23 protein-coding genes and 1 pseudogene are annotated in these 23,353 nt (G+C 42.1%); 10 read left to right on the forward strand and 14 right to left on the reverse strand.

What is annotated here, in order from left to right:
* Window positions 1-37: 37 nt before the first annotated feature.
* Window positions 38-415 carry a response regulator gene (locus tag EV144_RS21010; RefSeq protein WP_134151105.1) on the forward strand — a complete coding sequence of 126 codons (378 nt, stop codon included), beginning with the start codon at window positions 38-40 and terminating at the stop codon, window positions 413-415.
* A gap of 138 nt (window positions 416-553) precedes the next feature.
* Here EV144_RS21010 and EV144_RS21015 read toward each other — a convergent pair whose 3' ends face one another.
* From EV144_RS21015 to EV144_RS24380, 5 genes are all read right to left on the reverse strand, one after another.
* Window positions 554-1,294 (reverse strand): transporter, encoded by a 741-nt coding sequence (locus EV144_RS21015; RefSeq protein ID WP_134151106.1) that lies wholly within the window; start codon window positions 1,292-1,294, stop codon window positions 554-556.
* A 134-nt stretch (window positions 1,295-1,428) separates the two neighbouring features.
* The gene (locus EV144_RS21020; protein WP_243854722.1) at window positions 1,429-2,142 is read right to left on the reverse strand and encodes a mechanosensitive ion channel family protein; all 714 of its coding nucleotides are present in this window, start codon (window positions 2,140-2,142) and stop codon (window positions 1,429-1,431) included.
* Between the two features lie 38 nt (window positions 2,143-2,180).
* The gene (locus EV144_RS21025) at window positions 2,181-3,272 is read right to left on the reverse strand and encodes a DUF748 domain-containing protein (protein ID WP_134151107.1); all 1,092 of its coding nucleotides are present in this window, start codon (window positions 3,270-3,272) and stop codon (window positions 2,181-2,183) included.
* Between the two features lie 103 nt (window positions 3,273-3,375).
* Complete coding sequence (locus EV144_RS24375; RefSeq protein ID WP_243854723.1) at window positions 3,376-4,698, reverse strand: hypothetical protein; 1,323 nt, start codon at window positions 4,696-4,698, stop codon at window positions 3,376-3,378.
* Window positions 4,682-5,566, reverse strand: a complete 885-nt coding sequence (locus EV144_RS24380) for a hypothetical protein (RefSeq protein WP_243854724.1) — start codon at window positions 5,564-5,566, stop codon at window positions 4,682-4,684. Before EV144_RS24380 ends, EV144_RS24375 begins: the two co-directional genes overlap by 17 nt.
* Window positions 5,567-5,868: 302 nt before the next feature.
* Here EV144_RS24380 and EV144_RS21035 point away from each other — a divergent pair, with 302 nt between their 5' ends.
* The 4 genes from EV144_RS21035 (at window position 5,869) to EV144_RS21050 (ending at window position 11,741) form a co-directional block, all read left to right on the forward strand.
* Window positions 5,869-6,228: a response regulator gene (locus tag EV144_RS21035; RefSeq protein WP_166670614.1), complete on the forward strand. Its 360-nt coding sequence runs from the start codon at window positions 5,869-5,871 to the stop codon at window positions 6,226-6,228.
* A gap of 12 nt (window positions 6,229-6,240) precedes the next feature.
* Window positions 6,241-10,335: a PAS domain-containing protein gene (locus tag EV144_RS21040; RefSeq protein ID WP_134151109.1), complete on the forward strand. Its 4,095-nt coding sequence runs from the start codon at window positions 6,241-6,243 to the stop codon at window positions 10,333-10,335.
* Window positions 10,336-10,551: 216 nt separating this feature from the next.
* The gene (locus tag EV144_RS21045; RefSeq protein ID WP_134151110.1) at window positions 10,552-11,214 is read left to right on the forward strand and encodes a ferritin-like domain-containing protein; all 663 of its coding nucleotides are present in this window, start codon (window positions 10,552-10,554) and stop codon (window positions 11,212-11,214) included.
* Window positions 11,215-11,363: 149 nt separating this feature from the next.
* A complete protein-coding gene (locus tag EV144_RS21050) occupies window positions 11,364-11,741 on the forward strand; it encodes a response regulator (protein ID WP_134151111.1) in 378 nt (125 codons plus the stop codon).
* Window positions 11,742-11,902: 161 nt separating this feature from the next.
* Here EV144_RS21050 and EV144_RS21055 read toward each other — a convergent pair whose 3' ends face one another.
* From EV144_RS21055 to EV144_RS21065, 3 genes and pseudogenes are all read right to left on the reverse strand, one after another.
* Window positions 11,903-12,379, reverse strand: a complete 477-nt coding sequence (locus EV144_RS21055) for a CinA family protein (protein WP_134151112.1) — start codon at window positions 12,377-12,379, stop codon at window positions 11,903-11,905.
* Window positions 12,380-12,403: 24 nt separating this feature from the next.
* Window positions 12,404-13,060: pseudogene (locus EV144_RS24435) on the reverse strand (DUF6766 family protein).
* 184 nt (window positions 13,061-13,244) lie between these two features.
* Window positions 13,245-13,670 (reverse strand): response regulator, encoded by a 426-nt coding sequence (locus tag EV144_RS21065; RefSeq protein WP_134151113.1) that lies wholly within the window; start codon window positions 13,668-13,670, stop codon window positions 13,245-13,247.
* Window positions 13,671-13,892: 222 nt separating this feature from the next.
* Between EV144_RS21065 and EV144_RS21070 the strand changes: the two genes are divergently transcribed.
* A complete protein-coding gene (locus tag EV144_RS21070; RefSeq protein ID WP_134151114.1) occupies window positions 13,893-14,912 on the forward strand; it encodes a chemotaxis protein CheB in 1,020 nt (339 codons plus the stop codon).
* Between the two features lie 219 nt (window positions 14,913-15,131).
* Complete coding sequence (locus EV144_RS21075) at window positions 15,132-17,195, forward strand: PAS domain-containing protein (RefSeq protein ID WP_134151115.1); 2,064 nt, start codon at window positions 15,132-15,134, stop codon at window positions 17,193-17,195.
* Between the two features lie 55 nt (window positions 17,196-17,250).
* Here EV144_RS21075 and EV144_RS21080 read toward each other — a convergent pair whose 3' ends face one another.
* The 4 genes from EV144_RS21080 to EV144_RS21095 all read right to left on the reverse strand — a co-directional run bounded on the left by EV144_RS21080 (window position 17,251) and on the right by EV144_RS21095 (window position 20,267).
* The gene (locus EV144_RS21080; RefSeq protein WP_134151116.1) at window positions 17,251-17,559 is read right to left on the reverse strand and encodes a hypothetical protein; all 309 of its coding nucleotides are present in this window, start codon (window positions 17,557-17,559) and stop codon (window positions 17,251-17,253) included.
* 148 nt (window positions 17,560-17,707) lie between these two features.
* Window positions 17,708-19,657 carry a DNA ligase D gene (ligD, locus tag EV144_RS21085; RefSeq protein WP_243854726.1) on the reverse strand — a complete coding sequence of 650 codons (1,950 nt, stop codon included), beginning with the start codon at window positions 19,655-19,657 and terminating at the stop codon, window positions 17,708-17,710.
* Between the two features lie 168 nt (window positions 19,658-19,825).
* Entirely contained in the window at window positions 19,826-20,008 is a 183-nt protein-coding gene (locus EV144_RS21090) for a DUF3606 domain-containing protein (RefSeq protein WP_134151117.1), read from the reverse strand.
* Between the two features lie 40 nt (window positions 20,009-20,048).
* Window positions 20,049-20,267 carry a hypothetical protein gene (locus tag EV144_RS21095; protein ID WP_134151118.1) on the reverse strand — a complete coding sequence of 73 codons (219 nt, stop codon included), beginning with the start codon at window positions 20,265-20,267 and terminating at the stop codon, window positions 20,049-20,051.
* Window positions 20,268-20,471: 204 nt separating this feature from the next.
* On the opposite strand from EV144_RS21095, the gene EV144_RS21100 reads away from it, so the two are divergent.
* From EV144_RS21100 to EV144_RS21110, 3 genes are all read left to right on the forward strand, one after another.
* Entirely contained in the window at window positions 20,472-20,798 is a 327-nt protein-coding gene (locus EV144_RS21100) for a hypothetical protein (RefSeq protein WP_134151119.1), read from the forward strand.
* 107 nt (window positions 20,799-20,905) lie between these two features.
* Window positions 20,906-21,370: a hypothetical protein gene (locus EV144_RS21105; protein WP_134151120.1), complete on the forward strand. Its 465-nt coding sequence runs from the start codon at window positions 20,906-20,908 to the stop codon at window positions 21,368-21,370.
* A 90-nt stretch (window positions 21,371-21,460) separates the two neighbouring features.
* Entirely contained in the window at window positions 21,461-21,910 is a 450-nt protein-coding gene (locus EV144_RS21110) for a DUF1810 domain-containing protein (protein ID WP_134151121.1), read from the forward strand.
* Between the two features lie 382 nt (window positions 21,911-22,292).
* On the opposite strand, the gene EV144_RS21115 is transcribed toward EV144_RS21110, so the two are convergent.
* Together EV144_RS21115 and EV144_RS21120 are read right to left on the reverse strand one after the other, a co-directional pair.
* The gene (locus tag EV144_RS21115; RefSeq protein ID WP_134151122.1) at window positions 22,293-22,484 is read right to left on the reverse strand and encodes a hypothetical protein; all 192 of its coding nucleotides are present in this window, start codon (window positions 22,482-22,484) and stop codon (window positions 22,293-22,295) included.
* An 11-nt stretch (window positions 22,485-22,495) separates the two neighbouring features.
* Window positions 22,496-23,119 (reverse strand): SOS response-associated peptidase, encoded by a 624-nt coding sequence (locus tag EV144_RS21120; protein WP_134151123.1) that lies wholly within the window; start codon window positions 23,117-23,119, stop codon window positions 22,496-22,498.
* Between the last annotated feature and the right edge of the window lie 234 nt (window positions 23,120-23,353).

A 23,353-nucleotide genomic window follows, 5' to 3' on the forward strand; every position in this document is an offset into this window, starting at 1 on the left:
AATTGTTTTGAATAGAGGCTTTAAGTAACTTTGTAATATGAAATTCAAAAATATTTTCCATATCGATAATGACCCTGACGATACTGAATTCTTTTTCGCCGCAGCACTTGAGGCTTGCAGCAATGTCAGTGTTGATGTTTTTTTTGATGCGCGCAGGGCTTTGGAAAAACTATCGGACATGTCGATTATTCCGGATGCTATCTTTTTAGATCTCAACATGCCCATGATGGATGGCTTTCAGTTCTTAAAGGAAATCAAATGCCTCTCGGGCGCACAATCAATACCCATAATTATTTTATCAACTTCATCCCAGCCGGAAACTATAGATGCTGCCAAAAAAATGGGTGCGGAAGGTTTTATCACTAAGCCTTCGGACTATTACCAACTGGTAGATATATTAAAATCATATTTATAAACTTAATTATTAATATAAGATTCATTATAATTAAATCTGAAAGTATCAATTATTCTTTAACGTAATGGTGGGCAATTTGAAGTTTATTTCTATACGCTTAGGTCTGGTATTCAATAAAAGCTTCGTCTGGACCTTGCGCTAAATTTTGAAAGAAAGTCCAATTTCTGCAAATTTATCAGAAGAACCGTTCATGATGGAATTGCCCGCAATTACATCAAGCTGCATGTCGCCATTTACCAGGTACAGTAGCGCAATATCCGCACTATTATCGGCATGATGGTGGGCCTGCGCGAAGCCATAGGTTTCTACTACGAATTTAATTTTTTGTGAAAATGCATAATCAGCTGAAAGCGTGTAAATATACTCAGGCTGCGAAGTAGCAGCCAGCCACTGTACACCTGCATTATATCCCAAATGAGAAGATTTGGATAATTCATGCTGGGCCAGCAATCGAACCTCGGGACTGTAGTTGGGCTCCTGGTAGGCATTATCAGCCATCCATGGGATGCGAACGCGGCCCAGTACTGCAAGGTCCGGGATAACTTTCTTATGATCCAGTATGTGGTACTTTATCCCCACTATAACTGGTTCAATTCCAAATAAGTTATCATTTTGCTGATCGGTTATTTTAAGTGAGCTTTCAACGCGCAGCTCGGTATTCTTTAAAAGGCCGTATCGAAGAACTGTCTGGGGAACTTCAAATGTTTTCTCACCGTCTTTCTTTTCAAATGAAAAGCCGTTTTCAAATTGTAGCTGATGAAAAGGCACTGCATTTGGACCTTCGGTTTCATTCGGCCGGTCTGTCTGAATTTGCTGTCCTGTTGCATTGTAAGATGCACCTACAACGATTAATGCAAGAAGTTTTTTAATGATTTTCATATTGTTTTACATTATGATATTTGATTTATAGCTTCATTATTATTTGATGGTAAATCCTGCTTGCTTCAGCGCTTCACTTACTTTAATAATAATCTCCGAGCGATGTTTGCCATCGGTGACCGTTAAATCTGTTTTTACCCGTAGCGGATGTTAATTTGAATTGTGCTTCCCGTAATACCGGAAGCCACCGCTGAATTTTTATAGCCCTTTTCGGCCACTTCACTGTCCGCTTTCATAACTTCGGTAATAAGGGATATAGCCTTTCTATAATCCGAACCGTAGTCCAGTCCAATGGTAAAGTCCTGCAAAAGAAAGCCGCCGCTGTTAAAATCGATCAGCGTGTTTTTTATCAAAAGGGCATTAGGAATATAAATATTCTTGCTGTCGCTTTTAATCTGTGTATCACGAAGGTTCAGCGCTACAATTTTTCCCTTAACGCCATTGCTCTCTATAATATCCCCTACCGCAAAAGGCCTTTTGAAGGCAAGTAACATACCGGCCAGGAAATTCTCACCGATGTCCTTAAGGGCGAAACCGATAATAAATGCAGATATCCCGGCGCCGGCAAGCACGCTTTGTGCAACACCTGTCAGCCCAATAACCCGGAACATGAAAAGAAGCCCGATGATAATCAGAGCGGCTCTGATCAGATTAGCGATAAAAGTAGCCAAAAGCGGGTCGTGCATTTTGGTTTTGAGTCTGCTGTCTGCGAAACCCCTGACCCTTGAGGCAATAAACCAGGAGATTAAAACCACGACAATGGCCAGCAGCAATTTTGGTGTGATGTCAACAAGGCCTTTGTAATAGCCCTCAATATGATTGGCAATGTCATGCAAAAATTCTTCCATACGAGATATTTAAATATAATTGGCAATTTGCCATGCTGTTATTTTTTTTCCGTTTTACCGGATTTGGCGTCGTTAAAGTCGATGGAGCCTTCCACATCTTTATCAAAAGCTTTTATAAATCCATTCCGTAGCACATTGACAATGGCAGTCCAGGTAAATTTTTCACCGCCGTTAACATTTCCTTTTAGGGGAATTTTTGTGGCAAGCCTGTCCTTAGGCTGGTTAGTCACTATTTCAGCGCCGGTGCCCACTACAATTTCCCAGAGACGTTTGAAAAAAGGGCGTTTCTTTTCTTTGGGGGTATCGGGGGTTAAATCAATTATTTTAATATTTTCCATTACCGGTTTCACGTAGCCATTGTAATTTCCGTCATCCATGGCAAGTTCAGTCGAGACATAGAGCTGTCCGCGCTTAAAGGTAAAGTCTGCATATGCGTCGGTGAAATCTTTTAAATAGGTGAGGTCCATCCGCTCTAGTTCCAGGTTAAAATCAAAATCGGGTATTTCCTTCAGTGCATTTAGTTTTGCATTGCTTTTTATTTTGCCGTTACCGCTTGTACTGGCCGTCAGTTCAAGCGACGAGGGCAGTTTATTGCTTTTGTCTTCAATATTGCGCAGATTCCTTGCAGTTGCAGCAACCTGTGTAGCGGCAATATCAATTTTAGGGGAGGAGGTGAGATCTATGTAATGCACCTGTCCGTCCAGTATCTCCACAAAATTTATATTAACCGGTGATAATTTTTTTACCGTTTCAATAAAGTCGTTATTTCCTCCTGCATCCACTTCTTTTCCCCGCTTTATAAAATTCAGTACTGGCTGCTCAACTGAGAACTCCCCGACGATGGCCCCTTTGAATAGTGATTTCCATTCAATGGAAATGTCAATTCCTGCCGCCTTGAAAAACGGCTGGCTTTTCCCTTTTTCCATTTTATCTATGACAAGGGTGTCTATGCGGTAGGCTCCCCGGTAAAGATGGATGTCGACATCTTTAATGCTGCCTTTATAGCCTTTCAAATCTCCAAGTGCTTTATTGGCATAGTGCAATGCCACGGGCTCCAATGCAAAGTTTATTGCTACTAACAGCAGCAGTATGCCCAGGACTATAAGTAGTGATTTTTTTAGACGTTTCATATCGTAGCTTTTTCCTAAAATTAAAAATTACTATGGCTTTACATTTTATAATCTTTTGGTATTTCCTTATATAATTTGACGAGTTAACGATGCGGATTATTCCTTAATTTATTAGCTGCACTTTGACCACACCCTGGCCTGGGATCTCGTATTGATGCATATCAGCATTTTTTTCAACCGGCTGCAAGGATTTGTTATTGTGAAGCACTTCCATTTTAATAGCCCTGTTTCCCCCTTTAATAATTTTAAGACTGCAGGACAGGTGCCTGTCTCCATCCAGTGTGATAATCACAGTGCCCTCTCTTCTGGTAATGCGCGTAAGGGGATAATCGATAAAAATAAGAAAGTCGTCCCCTAATTTTATGTACTGCCTCGGTACAATGCCAAAGGCTAAACCCGCGCCGTAAACTTCCTGTCCGACCTGTCCGCTCGCCTGCCATCCCGTGTATAAATCTTCAAGAGGCACCCATAAATTTGGCTGTATTTCCCCAGTCTTTACCTCGCCCGAGAGCATATCTTCAGGAAGCAGAGCGGGATAATAGCAGGCTATCCTGTTGACGGCATATTTAACAAACTCAGGAATTAAAATGCGAAGCGAGGGAAGGATCTCGAGATCTTTAGCCTGAATTAAATATTCAGATAATGCCGCATAGACTTCCATTTCCTCGTAAGCAGCGGTGTACGGCGCATCCTTGAGTGGGAATATGGAAAAGAAATTTTTATAGTTTTTTCCATTACCATACTGGCAGTCCCAAATCTGCATGTTGCTGAAGAGTCCCGCAAGACAAGCGTAACTGGTCTCCAAATATATTTTGTTATTGGTTAACTTGTAAAGCTCCAGCAGGGCGCCAGCCGAGAAAGCGGTGTTGTTTGCCTGATAAAAAACATTTGTTCCCCATTCTGCCAATTTTGAGGCGCCTTTCTCCGCTTCGGCCAGATATCGTTTTTCTTTGGTAAGCTTGAAAACCAACAGCATCAAATGCGCATAGGATCCCGCAACGTCATTCTCTCCGCCTTCCCCTTCGGCTGTTTCCTCCTTCGCCACTTCAAGTGTTTCCATTTTGTAAAAAACCGGCCACTCGTATTTAAAATGATGCGCCACCTTAACTACATACTCTATGGAATCCAGAACTAATTTTCTCGCGGTTTTGTCCCCCTGCAGGGCAAGCCTAGCGAGGTTCATCAGCGGGTGGTGCAGGTACCACGAGTCCATAACTTTTTCTTTTTTCTGCTCTTCGGATTTGTCAAGGTCTTCTTCCAGCTCGGGCAGCCATCGGTTAATGGAATTAATCTGCTTGTCATAGAATGCAGACAAGCCCTGGAGCAGGTCATCGTACAAATTTCCCTGTGTGCCGTTCCATTTCTCGTATTCGTGAAAAGGAGTCAACACGGCAAGCTGCACCATGCTCTCAGCCGGGGGTATCATAATCGCACAGATAGGCATTCAGGTAAGGGCAGCCGTTGGTCTGTGTCCAGCACCCTTTGTTGTGATACAAATCATGGAGCACCTTTTGGGCTATATCCGGCCAGTGATGGTATTCCAGCTCGGGTTTGGGCATAATGCTGTAAACCGATGCCAGATGGGAAAGAAACTGAGCGCTGATCTCAGAAGGGGTATCAGGGAAATCATCTCTCAGCAGTATATAAGCATCCGAGAGAACAAGGGCCACTCCTGCTGGCAGAGGAGATTCTTCAGCCTGAGGAAGCCTGAAACCTATTTCGGGCCATTTTCCCCCAACCGCATCACACAATTCGGTCTTGGTCGCTTCACAGTAAGCCGATATTGAAGTAAGGTTCTGAAAGTAAAATAATGATCCTTTTTTAGGTTTGCTCATACTGGCATACAGTAGCCCGGTGCGGGTACCGGCCTGCTGCATATGGATTTGGCCAAAAGTGTTCTCCACGCTTCCATTTTGGGTAAGCGGCATTACATCACGCGGCCAAAATGGGATTATAAGGGGAATTCTGGCCGTAAAAGTAGTAGTGTAGTGCAGCATTGGATTGTTGCTGTCAGGAAAATTAACGCGCACTTCGCAATTTCCCAGCCTTGAGTTCAGTGACACAACAATGGTGTCCTTACCATCAAAAATATTTTCTACTTCAAAACAGCTGCTCATGGCAAAAGCTGCCCGGAAAGCAATTCTATTATTTTCCGGAGTTACCGCAACGATCCAAAGGAAATCACCGGTGTTAAAGAATTGATAGGTCTGGTTGTGAATTGTTTTTTCTAAAAGGATCTCATTGTTTTGAAGAGCTTCCTGCGCCGTTGCGCTCCATGGGGTTAATGTATGCATAAAAATGAATTTTAATTATAAATAGTTTAAGTTCCGTTCTTCCTATTTGCGACTATTGAACCGATTTTTTTTATGGAAAATAACAACTGTAAATTTGAAAAAACGTATGAAAAAAGCTTACATAATTTCATGTGAGATTTATAAATAAATACAGTTAGCTATTTATCTGATTTCACTATTTATTTTTCAACACGCAATTTAAAAGCTCCCAAGGCGGTTTAATTTCGGTACTTTGAAAATTTTAATGGTATAAACAGGAGGCTTTTTACTATATTTGAGTTATGAAGTTTAACAATATAATAATGCTCGATGACGACGAGGAAGATCATTTGATTTTCCTTGCTGCACTGGAACATATTTCTGAAACTGTACAATGCCATTTTTTTACTGACGGGCGCAAGGCCCTTAGTGATCTTCAGTCCGGTATTGTAACTGCTCAGGCTATATTTCTTGACCTGAATATGCCCCTTATGAGCGGGCACGATTTTCTAGCGCAGATCAAACAGATACAGAACCTGGAGCATATCCCCGTTATTATTTTTACAACTTCGTCGGATCCGGCAATCATAGAAATGACAATAGCGATGGGTGCGGCAGATTTCATCACTAAGCCTGATGATTTTCAGAACCTGACTACACTATTAACCACTTATATTTACTAAAAACCGATGCTTTTGTCTGATCCAAACCTGAATTTTCTCCGCGGCGGGGGTGAAATGGGTGAGCTCACCAGAAATTATAATTGGTCATCCACCTCAATTGGCGCTCCCCACCAATGGCCACAAAGCCTGCGCACCATTGTGAGCACAATACTGAATTCCAAATTCCCCATGTTTCTTTGGTGGGGTAAAGAACTTATACAATTCTATAATGATGCCTACAGGCCGAGCCTGGGCAATCAGGGCAAACATCCTGAGGCGCTGGGCGGAAACGGCTCTGATACCTGGCCTGAGATATGGCCTGTAGTTTACCCCTTAATACAGCACGTATTGGACGGGGGTGAATCGACCTGGATGGAAAACCAGCTTATACCGATTTACCGTAACGGCAGTCTGGAGAATGTCTATTGGACATTCAGCTACAGTCCTGTATTTGATGATTTGGGTGCAATTGGCGGGGTGCTGGTCACCTGTACGGAGACCACTGATGCTGTTGTAAGGCTGAAACAGCTCGATAAAGCAAATGCAGAGCTAAAGGCATCAATGGAGCACAATGAGAAAATGCACAAGGATCAGATTGAAAATGATCTCAAATTCAAAAATGTAGCCAATACATCCCCGACAGGACTCTGGCTTTCGGATGAAAGCGGAGCGCTGACTTACCTTAATAATACCCTGGTGGAATGGACGGGCATGCCGTACGAAGCATTGCTCGGACATGGCTGGGCTGAGGCTATTATTGAAGAGGACAGGGAGAATGCAGCAGCTGCTTTTATGAAAGCTGTTTCTTCCAGAAGGCATTATGATGTAGTGTTTCGCCTTAGAAAATTTGATCACAGCATTATTCAGTGCCATGCCGTTGGAGACCCTTTTTATAAGCCTGATGGAAGTTATGGAGGATATGCGGGATTCTGCATGGACATACAAAATATCATCGAAGGCCAGAAACAGATTTTGGAAAGTGAAAGGCGTTTTTTAAACCTGACACGCCAGGCGACAGTTGGCATTATTGTGTTGACCGGTGCGGATTTAAAGGTGGCAATTGTGAATGATGCGTATGCAAATTTAGTGGGCATCAGGCAGAACGAATTGCTGGAGAGTAATCTTTTTGATGTTATTCCGGAGGCCGAGCAGGTTTATCGCCCTATAATTGAAAATGTAAGGAATACCGGCGAGGCAATTTACTTATACAGCAGGCCATATTCTGTAAGTCATAAGGGGATAAAAAAAGAGGGTTATTTAAACTTAATTTACCAGCCATACAAGGAAACTGACGGAACGGTCATCGGAGTTATGGTAACCTGCCAGGATGTTACCGCGCAGGTAATAGCGCAGCAGCAGATAGAAGAGAGTGAAAGGCTGCTACGGACTTTGATAGAAAAAACACCTGTTGCCACAGCATTGTTTGAGGGCAGAGACCTTGTGATCAGGGTTGCCAACGATGTCATGCTGGGGTATCTAAAAAAGGACCGTGATATACTGGGCCAGTCCTATCGTAAAAGCGTTCCTGAACTTGAAGGTCAGGGCTATTTTGAGATTCTGGACCGCATATTTGAAAACGGTGAAGAATATCGCGCTGACGGATCACGGGCCGATATTGAGAAAGATGGAAAAACCACCACGCATTATTTTAATTACTCATATACCCCTTTGTTTAATGACACTGGCGAGGTTTACGCCGTACTGAATATGGCATACGATGTCACTGAAAGCACCATGGCACAGATGGAACTCGAACAAAGCAGGCAAAAGCTGCTCCGGTCATTTGAAAACTCTCCTGTTGGAATAGCCATTATCAGTGGTGATAAGCTGGTCTTTGACATGGCCAACTCTTTTTATGCCAGCCTGGTTGACAGGTCCGTGGAAGATCTTTCAGGTATGCCGCTACTGGAAGTTATACCTGAGCTGGTGGGACAGGGATTTGATATGCAGCTCAAAAAAGTTATGGACACTGGAGAGACCTTTACTGCAAAAGAGGTGCCAGTTGCGATAGTACGTGGAGGAAGAACTGACATTCTTTATCTTGATTACAGCTATCAGGCACAGCGGGATTCAGATGATCAGTCCAACAGCGTACTGGCTGTAGTTATTGATGTCACTCAGCAGGTACTGGCACGTAAAACCATAGAGAGCAATGAGAAGCGTTTTCGCTCCCTTATAGAGGAAGCTCCTGTGGGAACCTGCCTGTATGTGGGGCCTGATATGCGAATCGATATCGCCAATAAGATTATTATGGATTATTGGGGCAGGGGACCTGAGGTAATGGGCAAAAACATGCTGGAGGTTTTCCCTGAAATGATAGGCCAGCCTTTCCCTGAATTACTGAAACAAGTTTACAGCACTGGAAAACTCCATGAGCAAAAAGGGGCACGCGCCGATCTAATGATCCATGGTGTGCTCACGACTTTGTATTTTGATTTTACCTATAAGCCACTTTTTGATGATGATGGAAATGTGTATGCCGTTCTCGACGTTGCCGTTGACGTGACGCATCAGGTGAAAGCCAGCAGGCTATTGAAGGAAAATCAGGAATTCATAAGAAAGATATTTTATAAATCCCCTGTAGCCAAAATGGTTTATATTGGGAAGGAAATGATCGTTCGCGAGGCCAATGAAAAAATGTTTGAAATTTTTGGAAGAGGCGACGATATTTTAGGCAGACCTATTCTGGAGAGCATTCCTGAACTAAGGAAGACGGACCTGTTCGAGAGGTACAGCAGGGTATTGGAGTCCGGAGAAACCTTCGAGGCCTTTGCCCAGCGTATAGAACTCATTAAAGAGGGAGTGTCATATGTAGGCTACTATGATTACACCTATAAGCCCCTTTTTGACGATAATAAGAATCCGTACGGCGTAATCTGTATTACCATTGATGTTACAGATCAGGTATTTGCCCGGTTAAAACAGCAGGAAGCTGAAGCGTCGCTCAGAGGAGCAGTGGAATTGGCGCAGCTCGGGACCTGGAGTATCGACGCGGCAACAGGTGGCCTTGCATATTCCGATCGCCTTATTGAATGGTTTGGGTATGATCCGTCCAATTATGATTACGGAAATGTTATTCCAATACTCGCTGATGAGGACCGCCAGAGGGTGGCAGATGCAGTTGCCTGGTCAATGAAGGCTGAATCAGGAGGAATTTACGATGAAATTTATACGGTAATCCATCCGGAAACTGGAAAGAAACGAATCCTGCATGCACAGGGGAAAACAATCTTTGATCCGGAGGGCAATCCGCTGCGCATGAATGGTACTGCTCAGGATGTTACCTTGCATATAGAAGCCCAGTTGGCACTCGAGCAGGAAGTACGCACCAGGACTCAGGAACTGGCAAGGGTTGTCGAGGACCTTCAGGATTCCAATGTACAGCTTTTGCATTCCAATGAAGAGCTGGCTCAGTTTGCCTACATTGCCTCGCATGATCTTCAGGAGCCGCTGCGAAAAATAAGTACTTTTTCCCAGCTGCTTGAAAATACACTTCCTTCAGAATCTGCAGAATCTGTCCGTAGTTATCTGGCTAAAATTATGCAGTCCTCAGTGCGTATGAGGACCCTGATAAATGATGTCCTTAATTATTCAAAGCTCTCCACAGCCGATGAAAAATTTGAACATGTTAATCTAAATGAGATAATAGATTATCTTATTCTGGATTATGATCTGCTTCTTGAAGAAAAAAATGGTAAGATAACAGTGGGGGAGCTGCCGACACTGGATGCCAATCCAATTGAAATGACCCAGCTCTTCCGCAACCTTATCAGCAATGCACTGAAATTTTCCCAAGAAGGTGTCGACCCGCAGATCATAATCCGCGCTGTTGCGGCTAAAGAATCTGATTTAGACTATTTCCCGCCCGGAAAAAGCATCGGGGATCTTTACAAGATCGAAATAGAGGATAATGGGATAGGATTTGAAGAAGAGTATTTTCAAAGAATCTTTAATATTTTCCTCAGGCTACACCCTAAAACGAGCTATGAAGGAACTGGAATTGGACTTGCTATGTGCAAGAAGATCGTACAAAATCATGGCGGGGAGATATTTGCCTATGCCAAGCTTGGTAAAGGGGCGGTGTTCTCAATTATACTTCCCAAGATCACCAGATTGCCAAGAAAATAAATAATATCAAAAAACAGACTTTCTTGTAAAAACATTATCCATTGGATAATGTTTTTGCTTTCAGCTGACATGTTAAGTAGTTAAAGTCGGTCTATAATCGCTCTGAATAGAATTCAGCTGCATTAAATATTAAAAAGCTGTAACGATGTCGGAATATTTTGTAAAACATTACGCTGCTGTACATTGTATATTTGGTAAAATCTTAAAATCAAAATTATGAAAACGACTACAAAAAGTACGACAGCTTCAAAAAGCAATAGTGCATCTGAAAATAAAAGTAAAACTACAGCTTCCACGAAAACAGCTGGATCGAAAGCCAGTGAAACAAAAAAAGCAGCATCTAAAAGCGGAAGCGGTGCAGTAAAAGCCAAGTCTTCGGCAGCTGAAGGCCTTAGAGAATTATTTGTTGATTCCCTGAAAGACATCTACTGGGCGGAAAAGGCATTAACAAAAGCACTGCCTAAGATGGCCAAAAATGCGACCTCTGAAAATCTTATTACAACGATCAATGATCATCTTGCCGTAACCCAAGAGCAGGTGGCCAGACTTGAGGAGGTGTTCTCATTGGTAGGCGAGAAAGCCACGGCCAAAAAATGCGATGCGATGGAAGGCCTGATTAAAGAAGGAGAAAGCATTATGGAGGAAACTGAAGTTGGACCTGTACGTGATGCGGGCATTATTGCCGCTTCGCAAAAAATTGAGCATTACGAAATTGCGACTTACGGAACATTGGCTGCCTTTGCACAGACACTGGGTGAGGACGATGCCGTTTTGCTGCTTGAAAAAACTTTGGCGGAAGAAAAAGAAGCCGACTCGCTTCTTACCGAAGCTGCTTACAATACAATCAACTTCGATGCAAACGAAGAAGATCAAGAGTAAATCAAATTATTGCAATTCCACATTTGTTTGATTTTCATGAAACCTGTATTATTTTATAGTACAGGTTTTTTTATATATAGATATGAACAACTTATCTTAAACCATAGATGCTGAGAATTCGTATATACTCTATATAAACATAATTTTCTATGTACCGTACTATTTTATTGATTGACGATGACCCGGATGATCTCGAATTTCTTCAGCAGGCTATTGCTTCACTTAGACCGGACATACTGCTTCAGACTGCAGGGAATCGCTCTCAGGTGCTTGAACTGCTGGAAAATCTGCAAATTATTCCTGATCTTATATTTCTTGATTTTCATATGCCTGGGGTGATAGGCACAGAATTGTTGCAAAAAATTAAAACTTCAGGAGCAACCCAGCATATTGCTCTTGTACTGTATTCCACACATCCCAAAGAAGTGATGTGGCAGATTGCTGGGGCATTCGAGCCTGAGTACTGCCTCCAAAAGCCAAGCAGTTATAACGAGCTAATTAATGCATTAAAAGAAATTATTTGCTAATACGGATCTTCCAATTAGATATTGGCGTCGACCTCCAGATTCCTAACTCTGGTCTATGATTAATTTTAGATGCATAGTTGGGTTTTGTATATATATGTAAATATCGAACGAGTCTGATCCAATTTATTAGAAAATGGAGTGCGGCCCCCCGGAATATTTGCCTATCCTATTTTTTGAATAATTAGGCTGGCTGCTTTATCTGCAGCCTGCTGCACAATCTCTTCAGGGCTGCCGCAGAAAACTTCTCTGTGTTTGATGACACCCACAGGGGTGATAATATGCAGGAATATTGTACCCACGGGTTTTTCTTCGCTTTCGCTGCCGCCTGGCGTGGTAAGGCCAGTGAGGGCCACCGTTATATCGGAATTGAATATGACAGCGGCACGTTCGGCAAGCGCCTGGGTAACTTCTGCCGATTCCGGTGTATACTGCTCAATCAAAGCGTGACGTACCAGAAGTATCTGTTCCTTGACGAAAACTTCATAACAGACGATCCCGCCTCTTAATATCTTCCCTGATAAGGGCGTTAAAGAAAAATCAGCGCTTAATTTTCCTGCCGATGCGCTTTCGACAAAGGCAATCCTCCAGCCTTTTGCTGCAATTGCCTCACTGCATTTGATTATAGTTTGTGATGACATATCCTTTTATTTTACTTCATATTTTTACTCTCCTGTTTCCATATTTGGGGCATCGACCGGCTTGGATTGTGAGGATCCTATTTGGCGCAGGTATATAGAAAGCATTACGATAGCGAATACAGAAAGAAATTCGCTCTGCCAGTTCTGAAAAGACTCGAACCAAAATCTTGAGTCCCTTATATAATCAGCAGCGTTCTCCAATGGAAGGCCTTTAAGGGACAACTGTTCATTTTCATCCTTGAGGCTGCCATAAAAGTGCACCGCAAAGGAAACCATAAAGAGAATCATTAATGAAATCGTAAGTGAATGTTTGTAAACCGCCAGGATCCATCCGCCTTTTTTAACGGGCTATGGAGCATCTTTCCGACTTGCTGAAGGTTCTCTGTCTACTTCTTCCTCTTTGTCAAAATCCTTGGATTCAGAGGAACCTTTCTGCTGCAGGAATATAGTAAATATTACAAAAAGCGCCATCTGAAGGAACTCGCTTTCCCAGTTTTCAAAAGTCGCCTGCAGGAAATGCCCCGAGCTAAAGTAGCTGGCAAGGGTAATGGCTGGTGCATGTTCTTCCAGAAAATCCTTATTGTGTTCTTCAAACCCAAAAATAACCTGTCCGGCCATTGCTCCCAGGAATAGCATTATAAAACAGATCGAGAGTCCGTTATTGCGTATAAAAGTTTTCATATTTCAGTTGTTAGGCTACAAATATCAAAAAACTTAAAGGGTTCGTGTTACATTTTTTATGCGAGAAATTACAAAATTAAGGAATTGAAAATTGGTTAATGAAATTGTAGTTTAATACTGTTTCCAAAGCAGGCTGCCTATAGGTTTATAGAATTAAGTGATAAGTCTTTGCAGGGTGGAAACTTTATAATGAATTGCTTGGTGTCAGGCTTGTTTTCCAATATTCCACAATGCTTTGGATCATCGCTTTGTAGATCGTAAAATCATCCTCTTTTTTAAAATAACCTTGTACGTGGTATTCATAAGCCTTTGAAACATTCTCAGGGGTTTTTGAGGTGGACAGAAAAATATAAGGGACACATTTTCGGTTTACATGCTTATCGGCAAGAATCTGTGTCCGCAATTCATAACCGTCCATCTTGGGCATGTTGATATCAGAGATAATTAAAAAAGGATTGACCGCAGGATTTGACAAATAAGAAAGGGCCCGGGTCGGATCTTCGATGAAAACTAACTTATTTGTATAGGACAGGCTTTCAAAAATATCTTTAAGGAACATTCTGTCGTCCTCATCGTCCTCAATAATAACAATTTCTCCGTTTTTTCTCATGGTGTAAAGATAGGATTTTCTAAAAAATAAATCAACTTAACAAACGCTTAAATTCTCCAAATCTGTCGAATTTAGGAATCTTACTGAATTCGCAATTTACACCGTGCTGCAGGACAATGTTAGGTTAGTTGATTTATGTATGATTAATAAAAGTTTCTTTCGTGCAGTATGGAATTAAAATATGGTACATTTATAAAATCATCCGCAAACAGGACAAATAAAATGGCAAATTCATCAGATATCGGTTCCAAGTATGTAATAGTGGTGGGTACCTCAGCGGGAGGATTATCTGCCTTAAAAAAATTACTGGCTCATTTCAACGAAGATTTTCCCGTGCCAATCCTAATTGTGCAGCATATTTCTGCCGATGCAGTTGGAAATGTTCTGGTCGATAACCTTACCAGGTCCAGCAAATTAAAGGTGCTGCATCCTAAAAGTGGAGACAGGCTATTGCCTGGCAGTGCCTATATTGCTGCTTCGGATCATCATTTGATGATTGACGAGGATAAAAAAATTCTCATTACTAAAGGTGCTCACGAGAACCGCTCACGCCCGGCAATCAATCCACTGTTTCGTTCGGCCGCAGTATCCTATGGCAGTGGTGTTATCGGAATATTGCTTACAGGATATCTTGATGACGGGACTGCAGGTCTTGAAGTAATCAAACGTTGTGGGGGCATATGTATTGTGCAGGATCCCAATGATGCCGATTATCCCGATATGCCTCAAAATGCAATCAATAAGATCAAACCGGACTATATTCTGCCTATCGCTGAAATGGGCGGAATTATTTATCAGCTCATTGCAAAAAATCCCGCAAAACAGCGGACGATTTCAAAAGATATACTGATAGAGACTGCCATAGCCACCAGGGTAACAAGCGATCTTGCCTCAGTAAACACACTTGGCAGTCAGGTGCCGTTCAACTGCCCGGGATGTGGCGGGGTATTATGGAAAGTGGGGGATGGGGAAAGTTCAAGATTCAGATGCCATACCGGACATGCCTACACAGCCGCTACTTTACTGGCCGAACAGACCATGAAAATAGAGGAAACGATGTGGACAGCACTTCGAATGTTTGAAGAGCGTAAAAACTTGCTGGACAACATTGCCCAGGGCAAGTCCGGTGCTACATCCAAATCGGCCCAAGAGCGTTCTGCAGCCACCCAGGAGCATATTGAAAGAATTAGGCACATCCTGCTGGCAGACGACAAGGGCACAGATGGAGATGTACCTGTTTGACTAATACAAGTACGTTGTCGAGTTTATTGGTAAAAAGATATAAGCTAGCAGTATGAATTACTTTAATTCCGCTTTTCTTAGATAAGAATCTCTCAATTTATGATTTTATGCTGATAATTTGACTTGTAATTGCTTTATTTTTATATGAAAAAAAATTATCTTTGAGAGAAAGCCGCGTGCTAGTGTGATAAAAATTTAAAATTTAGCGTTCTCTCAGGTATGAATTTTCACAATAACAATTCAGGAAATACTAATTACTTTTTAAACGGCTCTGATGAAATTAGCAAGACCCTTCGAGAAATAGACTGGTCGCAGCATGTGTTGGGCATTCCGGAAAGTTGGTCCATCAGCCTGCGAAATGCCGTTGCAATGGTCCAGTCATCAAAATTTCCAATGATTCTCTGGTGGGGCAGCGAACTGATTCAATTTCATAATGATGCCTCGGTGCCGCTTCTCTCCGGTATCGGAAAAATGCAGGCGGTGGGAAAACCGGCAGATGATAACTGGTCGGGCACGTGGCATCTCACGGGGCCTGTTATACAAAAAGTAATGCAGAGCGTGGAAGCAGTTAATTTCCAGGACCAGCCGGTGAGCTTTACTGAAGCTGAAAATGAAAAGGAAGCGCAGCAGTTTTTCTGTTTCTCCTATAGTCCTCTATTTGGGGATACGGGGGAAGTTGCGGGAGTGCTTGGCATCTGCGCCGATATAAGCGCTGCAAAGCAGAGCGAGCAGCAAATCCGGTCGCTTGTGGCCAGTGCGCCATTTCCAATCGGTGTTTACCAAGGCAGAGAAATGCACATTGCAATGGCCAACCAGGCAATCATCGATGTCTGGGGCAAGGGGAACGATATTGTAGGGAAAACTTATTTTGATGTGCTTCCCGAACTGGAAAATCAGGATATTTACCCAAAACTGCTCGAAGTGTATAGTGAAGGCAGGCCCTTTAGCGCACGAAATCAGCGAGTGGACCTTTTGGTACAGGGAAATCTTCAGCCGTTCTACTTCAACTACAGTTTTACACCTTTATTTAACCAGGAAGGCCAGGTATATGGCGTGCTGAATACAGCTGCAGATGTTACGGACCTTAACCTTGCAAAGGTCAAAGTCGAACAGACGCGGCAGGAATTTAAAAATCTCATCCTTCAGGCCCCTGTCTGTATGTGTCTGCTTCTTGGACCTTCCCATACCGTGGAGGTAGCAAATGAATGTATGATTAATCTTTGGGGAAAGGAAGAGCGCGATGTGATGAACATGCCGATTTTTGAGGCGCTGCCCGACGCAAAGGAGCAGGGACTCGAAGCGCTTCTGGACCATGTATATAAAACAGGGGAGACTTTTACTGCCAATGAGATGCCGGTACACCTGATCCGCTTCGGAAATCCTGATATTGTCTATCAGAATTTTATTTATGAACCCTACAGGGATGCAAGCGGTGAAATTTTAGGTGTTATTGCCATATCAAACGATGTCACAAAACAGGTGCTGGCGATGAGAAGAATTGAAGAAATTGTTCAGCAGAGAACCCAGCAGCTTGAATCGGCTAATGAGAGCCTGAGCCGATCTAATTCCCAGCTGGCTGAATTTGCCTATATCGCTTCGCACGACCTGCAGGAGCCGCTGCGAAAAATCAGCATTTTTTCACAGATGCTCGAATCCAAAGTAGGCGGTTCCCTTGATGCAAAATCGCAGGGACAGCTCCAAAAAATAAAGGAATCCTCAGAAAGGATGCAGGCCCTGGTAAAAGATGTCCTTGCCTATTCCCAGCTGAACAATACAGGTGGAGAAATTGTAAGTGCAGACCTTAACCAAATCGTTGAAGGAATTTTGTCAGATATGGAACTGCTTATCGAACAGAAAGATGCTGTTATAGCTGTCGGCAGACTGCCCACAGTTCCGGGACAGCCACTTCAGTTAACCCAGCTGCTGAGCAATCTTATCGGAAATTCGCTGAAGTTTCATCGTCCGGGGTCCGTCCCGCAGATCAGCGTGGAAGCCTTCGAGGTCCCTGATCAGGAAAAAACAGCACTTAGCCTTGAAGCTGCAGTGGACTTTGTCAAGATTGTAGTGAGCGACAAGGGGATTGGCTTTAAAGAAGAACAGGCCGATAAAATTTTTGAACTGTTCCAAAGGCTGCATAGCAAGACGGAATTTGAAGGTACCGGTATAGGTCTTTCCATCTGCATGAAAATTGTTGAAAACCACCACGGACTGATCTCTGCACGGGGCAGTTCGGAGAATGGAGCACGGTTTAATATTTACCTGCCGCTGAAAAGGCCGCAGTAAGCCGTTACAGCTGTAAACTGGTCATTTGGAACTGTGATTAAGCAGTCAGCACTGCTCAATATTCCAGCCTGTTTAATATAAATCCTTCAAGTTCCTTGTCAAGGGACTGATCACGAAATTCCGTGGTGAGGATTTTGCTGTAGAGTTTTATATTATTTTCCATTAAAAATTCGTCCAGCGCATCAAGGGCTAGTAAAAAAGTTGGCTTTTCAGTCTGCCATGATAACGTATCTGGAGAGGACAGATCATTAAGTTCTAAAACAAACTGCGATTTCCCTGAAGATTTTTCAGGGATCGCAATAGTAAGTTCAAAATCATTGTCCTGATCCTTGTACGAGCCGGTAAGAAAGTATACTAAGGTCATAAATTTCAATTTAGGGTAAAAATTGCGGTATAACAATGCTGGGGTCACTGTCAGGATTGTCAGAAGAAAATGCTCTGGGCTTTGGCGAGGGCTTTTTTCATATCTATACCTTTCTGAAGTGCGCCTTTGAACAGGTCTCCTTCTGTCTTCATACGCGCAATGGAATTCTCAATATTAAAATCTTCATCGATAGTCCTTTTTTGATTTCTTCCCAGTGCAGCGGCATGGAAACAGTGGCTCCAACTTTCGGCCTCAGCGAATAGGGGCAGGCAATGGTTGCGCCAGGTCGGTTCTGAAGAAAGTCCAGATACATTTTGCCGTTTCTGTTTTTTATCTGGCGCTCTGTACTGGTAAAGTCCGGAAGCTTGTCCTGTACAATGGTCACAATGAGCCTGCCGAACATCTGGGACTGGTCATAGGAATATTTTGCGCCCAGGGGAATGTAAATATGAATGCCCGTTGACCCTGATGTCTTGACATAGCCGGTTATCTCCATGGCATCGAGAATTTTTTTAACCTCTTGAGCGGCTGTAATTACCTGCTCGAAAGTGTTGCTTTTGTCAGGGTCAAGGTCAATGACACAGTAATCGGGATTATCGGGATGTTTTATGGTGCTGAACCACGGATTCATTTCAATACAGCCAAGCGATGCCATATATAACAGTGTCGCCTCCTCGCCCCCGACCAGAAACTCTTTTTCCTCTCCGTCGCTGGTGGTGTAGGGGAAGGTTTTGGCCCAGTCAGGAGCTTTTCCTTTTACATCCTTCTGGTAGAAACTCTTTCCATGTATGCCCCCTGGAAAACGGTTGAGTGAAAGGGGGCGGTCTTTAAGGTAGGGAAGTATAAATTCCGCTGCCTGGTAATAGTAATTGAACATATCGCGTTTGGTATAGCCGTCCTCGGGCCAGTACACTTTGCTCAGATGGGAAAAAGTGAGACTGTGGCCTTTTATCTTCTTGGTCTGTGTTTCTTCTGTAGGGTTTAGCAGCGTTTTGCTTCCGGAACGCGCGGAACCTTTTACAAGACCGTTATTTTTTTCGGCTATCAAAACGGTTTCTGCCGCGGGCGCGGCAGTCTCCCGTACCACATCGCCCGCTTTTTTATCGGAGCGCATCCCTTCAAAAGAAGGATGGCGGAAAACCCCGTCTGTGGTAACTTCCGCGAAACTTACCTCGCAGACCAAGGATGGCTTAAGCCACGTTGCAGACGCATTGGGAGGGTTTGGACGAAAACGTGAGGGCTTGTTGATGTCCGGTTCCGATGCAAAGGGAATCTTTTTGGTAATTAATGGCGCAAACTCTTTGATCATCTCTTTCTGCAGTTTGTCGCTGAAGCCCGTGCCGACTTTACCCACATACTCAAAGCGTCCGTTTTCATAGACACCCAGCAAAAGGGAGCTGAACAGTTTGGAAGAACCTTCATTTCTTGTAAAACCGCCAATGACCACTTCCTGTCTCAGGTTCACCTTGATTTTCAGCCATTCCCTGTTGCGCGCATCGGGCGTGTAGAGAGAGGTCATCCTTTTGGCCATAATTCCTTCCAGTCCCATCTTTTTTGCCGCCTGAAAAAAATCGATCCCGCCGCTGGTAAATACCTGTGAGAGGCGGATGCGGTCGTCATCTGTGGGAAGCACCGCTGCAAGGATGGCCTGTCTCTCTGAGAAGGGCAGGCCCATAATATCAACGCCGTCGTACCAGAGAAGGTCAAAAGCATAGTAAACAAGATCACCGTCAGCTTCGCTGCGCCAGTTTTGCAGGGCGCTGAAATTGGCTTTGCCGTCTGTGCCAACCACGACAAGCTCGCCATCAAGCACCGCAGCAGCAGGCCATTTTTTCAGGGCATCGGTTATCGTGTAGTATTTCTCGGCAAAGGACTTGTTGTTGCGTGACGCTATTGAAACCTCTCCTTTATTTATATAGCAAAGCGCGCGGTAACCGTCCCACTTGACTTCATAGCTCCAGTTGGGATCATCAAAGGGCTCGTTTACCAATGTTGCCAGCATTGGTTTTATATTCACCGGCATTTTCGAGGTTTTTCCTTTTTCCAGCAGGGCCGCAATGTTTTTCTTTTCGGCTGCTGATAGTTTTTTTTTCTTCATGATCTTTTTCATTAAAACAATTCCAATTATTTCTCTTCGAGATGCTCTGAGAGGATTGATGTCTGCTGATCACACTTTAAAATTGCCGGGGTAAAGGCTATGGATGTAGACGCCGTCACTGCATGAAGTAATGCAGGTCGGAATAATAAAAAAAGCACTAAAACCTTCCTAAGAAGATTTTAATACTTTTTCAACGGCATCGGCAGAACTCGTGCCTGCTTTGTCAACAGCAGCCTGGAGCTGCTCTTTTGAAATACCAAATTTTTCTGTCCAGTAAGCCACTTCATGGGCTTCATTCATATTAATTCTGGATCTGTCCTGAAATCCTTTTTTGTTTAGATCGTCGCTCATAATAATAAAATTGTGTAGTTAGTAAAGCTTCTAATGTATTTTAGCTGTTTGTTGCAGCACTTCCGCTGCTTCCCGCGCCTCCTGAATTATCATTTCCTCCATCTTCATGACGGTCAGGATCGGTTCCTGCTTCATCGTCCTCGTCAAGATCGCCCCAGTCCCCTGTATTCTCGCTTGGATGATCATGTCCGGCGGCCTGGTTGTTATGGTAAGGGCATTTTTGCAGTTCTTCTGCTGTGTATTGGTTTGAATTTTCCATGACATTTTGTTTTACTGTTAAACGTTTAAAATTAAGTACATAGATGATCATTTGCCTTACAGGAAAATGCCCGGCTTTTATTAAATTTTCATGTCACTTTACTTTTGTGGAAAACACTGAAGGGCTGTTGCACAGAGAATTAAAATTTATATGGCAGTGATCGTAATTATTTGTAAATTAGGGTTTCATTATAAATAATTTGTTATGGAAGCTCATACTATGGTTCTATCAACTGCAAAAGTTGCCATTCCTGAGGTGACGACCGTTGAATTTGTTACGGGTCTGATAAACCGCGGACTGACACAGGTGGAATATTTCGGGGTTGAAATAGATAATCACTGCGATATTGTAAGCGATGATATGCAGCAGGTAAGCAGTGAAATTACCTATATTGACCTCCACTTTGATTCTGAACAGCGCATTGCGTACGACTCGCTGAACGAAACAGAGGTGGAAAGCCTGGCGCTAAATATGCTGCAGGAATGCCGCGCGGAGATAAGAACAGATTCAGATATAACTATTTACCTCTAGCAAAGGGATTCAAGTCATGATGGAAGAGTTTTTTTTTGCTGCTTTGCAATTGAAAATTTAGCTATTTTTATATTTGGATTTAAATTGAACTAAAATTATTGTACAGCATGAATATTGATTACAAGGACACCAATTTTTTTAATACAGATTATATATATCGAATTCAGACCTTTGAAAAGTACCTGGCCAGTTCAATGGCATCAGAAGAGCATTATGCCAATTATAAAGTTGGACTGATGCCTAATATTTTCTACGGACATAACCTGCCAGCAGTTTTAGGTTTGTTCAGAAAGGAGTTCCTAGATGTAAAATCTGGACTGGAAAGATATGAAGAAGATAATAATAATGATTTTCCAATGTTGAAGTCGTTTATCAATACCGAGAGAAATTTGCGAAAAGAATTGGATGAAAGACAACTGCAGGATTACACAGCATATTTGGAGCGGTCATTTGATAATCAGAAAATTGATGGGAACGCTGCAGCAGTTAGCCGATTTTTCTTAGCAACTCCGATACTAAATACATATATATACCAAGTAGAAAAAGTATTTGGTAAAGGGATTCTTGATTAATTTTTAATAATTGAACCGAAATTTTTCAGGTAAATATCTTGCTGGTTTGGGAAGGTATTGTAAAAATTATTAAGCTATAAACAAACCAATATGAATCCAAATGATGGTATAGAAAGATTTGTTGTGGCTCAAAATCGTGTTTACCAACAAGCTTTAAGAGAAATCAAAAATGGAAAAAAACTTAGTCATTGGATGTGGTTTGTTTTTCCTCAGATTAGAGGTTTGGGATTTACGGACTATAATGTGTATTATGGAATAAAGGACCTAAATGAAGCCGGTTATTATCTTAATGATCCAATTCTAGGAAAGCGCTTAATTGAAATTTCACAAGCAGTTCTTTCTCAGGAGGGTAAAACAGCTAAAGAAATATTTGGTAAACCTGACGAGAGAAAACTTAAATCATGTATGACTTTATTTACCCAAATTCAAAATACAAATCCTGTTTTCCAGAAAGTATTAGAAAAATATTATAACGGTTCGATTGATGATAAAACTATAGAAATACTTGTATCTCAAGAAAATAATAAGTGGCACCTTTAATCAAATTACTATCGAATTATTTTATAGTTTTAGTTTGTAGACCAAGTTGAAGACTAAAGCTGTTTCAGAGATCCGTCGTGAACCCTTAGAAGTGGAGGATGAAGTATTGGCTGGATGAATTATAAGATTATAAATCTACGAAAGTAAGTTTTACATTCTTTAGATAATCATCTGTTAATTTGTTCAGTTCGGGTCTAAGTTCCTGCATTTTTGCCCTTACAATTTCATTCCGCTCTTCCTGCTCGCGCCTGTAACTTTCAGTTCTTTGTTCAGCAGTTTGTTCAATTTCGATTTGGTCAGACTCAGGTTGCCGGTCACTGGTGTTTGAAATTTCGGCTTCTTGATTCTTTTGCAGGTAGGATCTTTGAAATTTTGCCTCAGCCTAGGTATTGTAAAGGTATTCATAAAGAATTCCCTGACATCTGTTTAAATGTTCCCATGGACCAGGATCTTCCTCAGTCATCTCATTTGGATAAGTGTATAGTGTAATTTGCATACGGGAATACAAATCCACTTTATAGTAATCAATAAATTCCTGATTACTAACTCCCTTAAAATAATCAATTTCTTCCATAACTCAATTTTTTATACTTGAAATGCGATTAGGTTGCCCTCATAAGGGTAGGCAAAATCTTCAATTTTAACAGACTGATCCAGCCATGCCGATTCATCATGTCTTTTAAGCATTATTGGCATCCGCATCTTATGGTTATGAATATATTGCATCGTTTTATTGGCTTTTGTTGTAACCATGGTATAGGTATTTTTAATTTCATCCGAGACAGGATCTGTCCAGGTGGAGTATAATCCTGCAAAAGTGAAGATCTCGTCATCTTGGGAGTTGATCTGATATTTATCTTTGCTTTTTCCTTTTTCATCATTCCAATGCCATTCGTAATAGGCGGATGCAATAATCAGACAGCGGTTATGGGTTATGTTCTTAAAAGATGCTTTCTCGTCAATGGATTCAATTCTCGCGTTGAGGGTGTTTTTTCTAAATTCCACATCTTTTGCCCATGTTGGAAGTAGTCCCCATGTATAGTTTGTTGTAATTAAATGGGGTGCAGAATTAAGTATTATAGGGATGTTAGGATGCGAAAATCCATTTATAAAATCTGACTGAAGATAGGTTTCCTCGTTATCCACTTCTGCATTAAAACGTCGTTTTACATTTTCAATGGCTGCTGATTGCTGGGTGTAGTAACACATAATTCTGGGTTATTAAGAAAAAAAATATTTTATTTTAATAGTATCTAGACTTTTAAAGGCAGTTTAATTAAATGTACGGTCATAAATTCGGTTTCAAAAATTACACAAATGAACCGGTATGAATTTGACATAAAGCAGATAGAAAAGCTGCTAGTGGAAAACGCACAAAGAAAAAATAGACTACGAGAGAAGAACAGTCGTAAACTGCTTATTCTTCTGATTTTTTTCATTTGT

This window comes from Flavobacterium sp. 270 (assembly GCF_004368785.1).
Lineage (GTDB): Bacteria > Bacteroidota > Bacteroidia > Flavobacteriales > Flavobacteriaceae > Flavobacterium.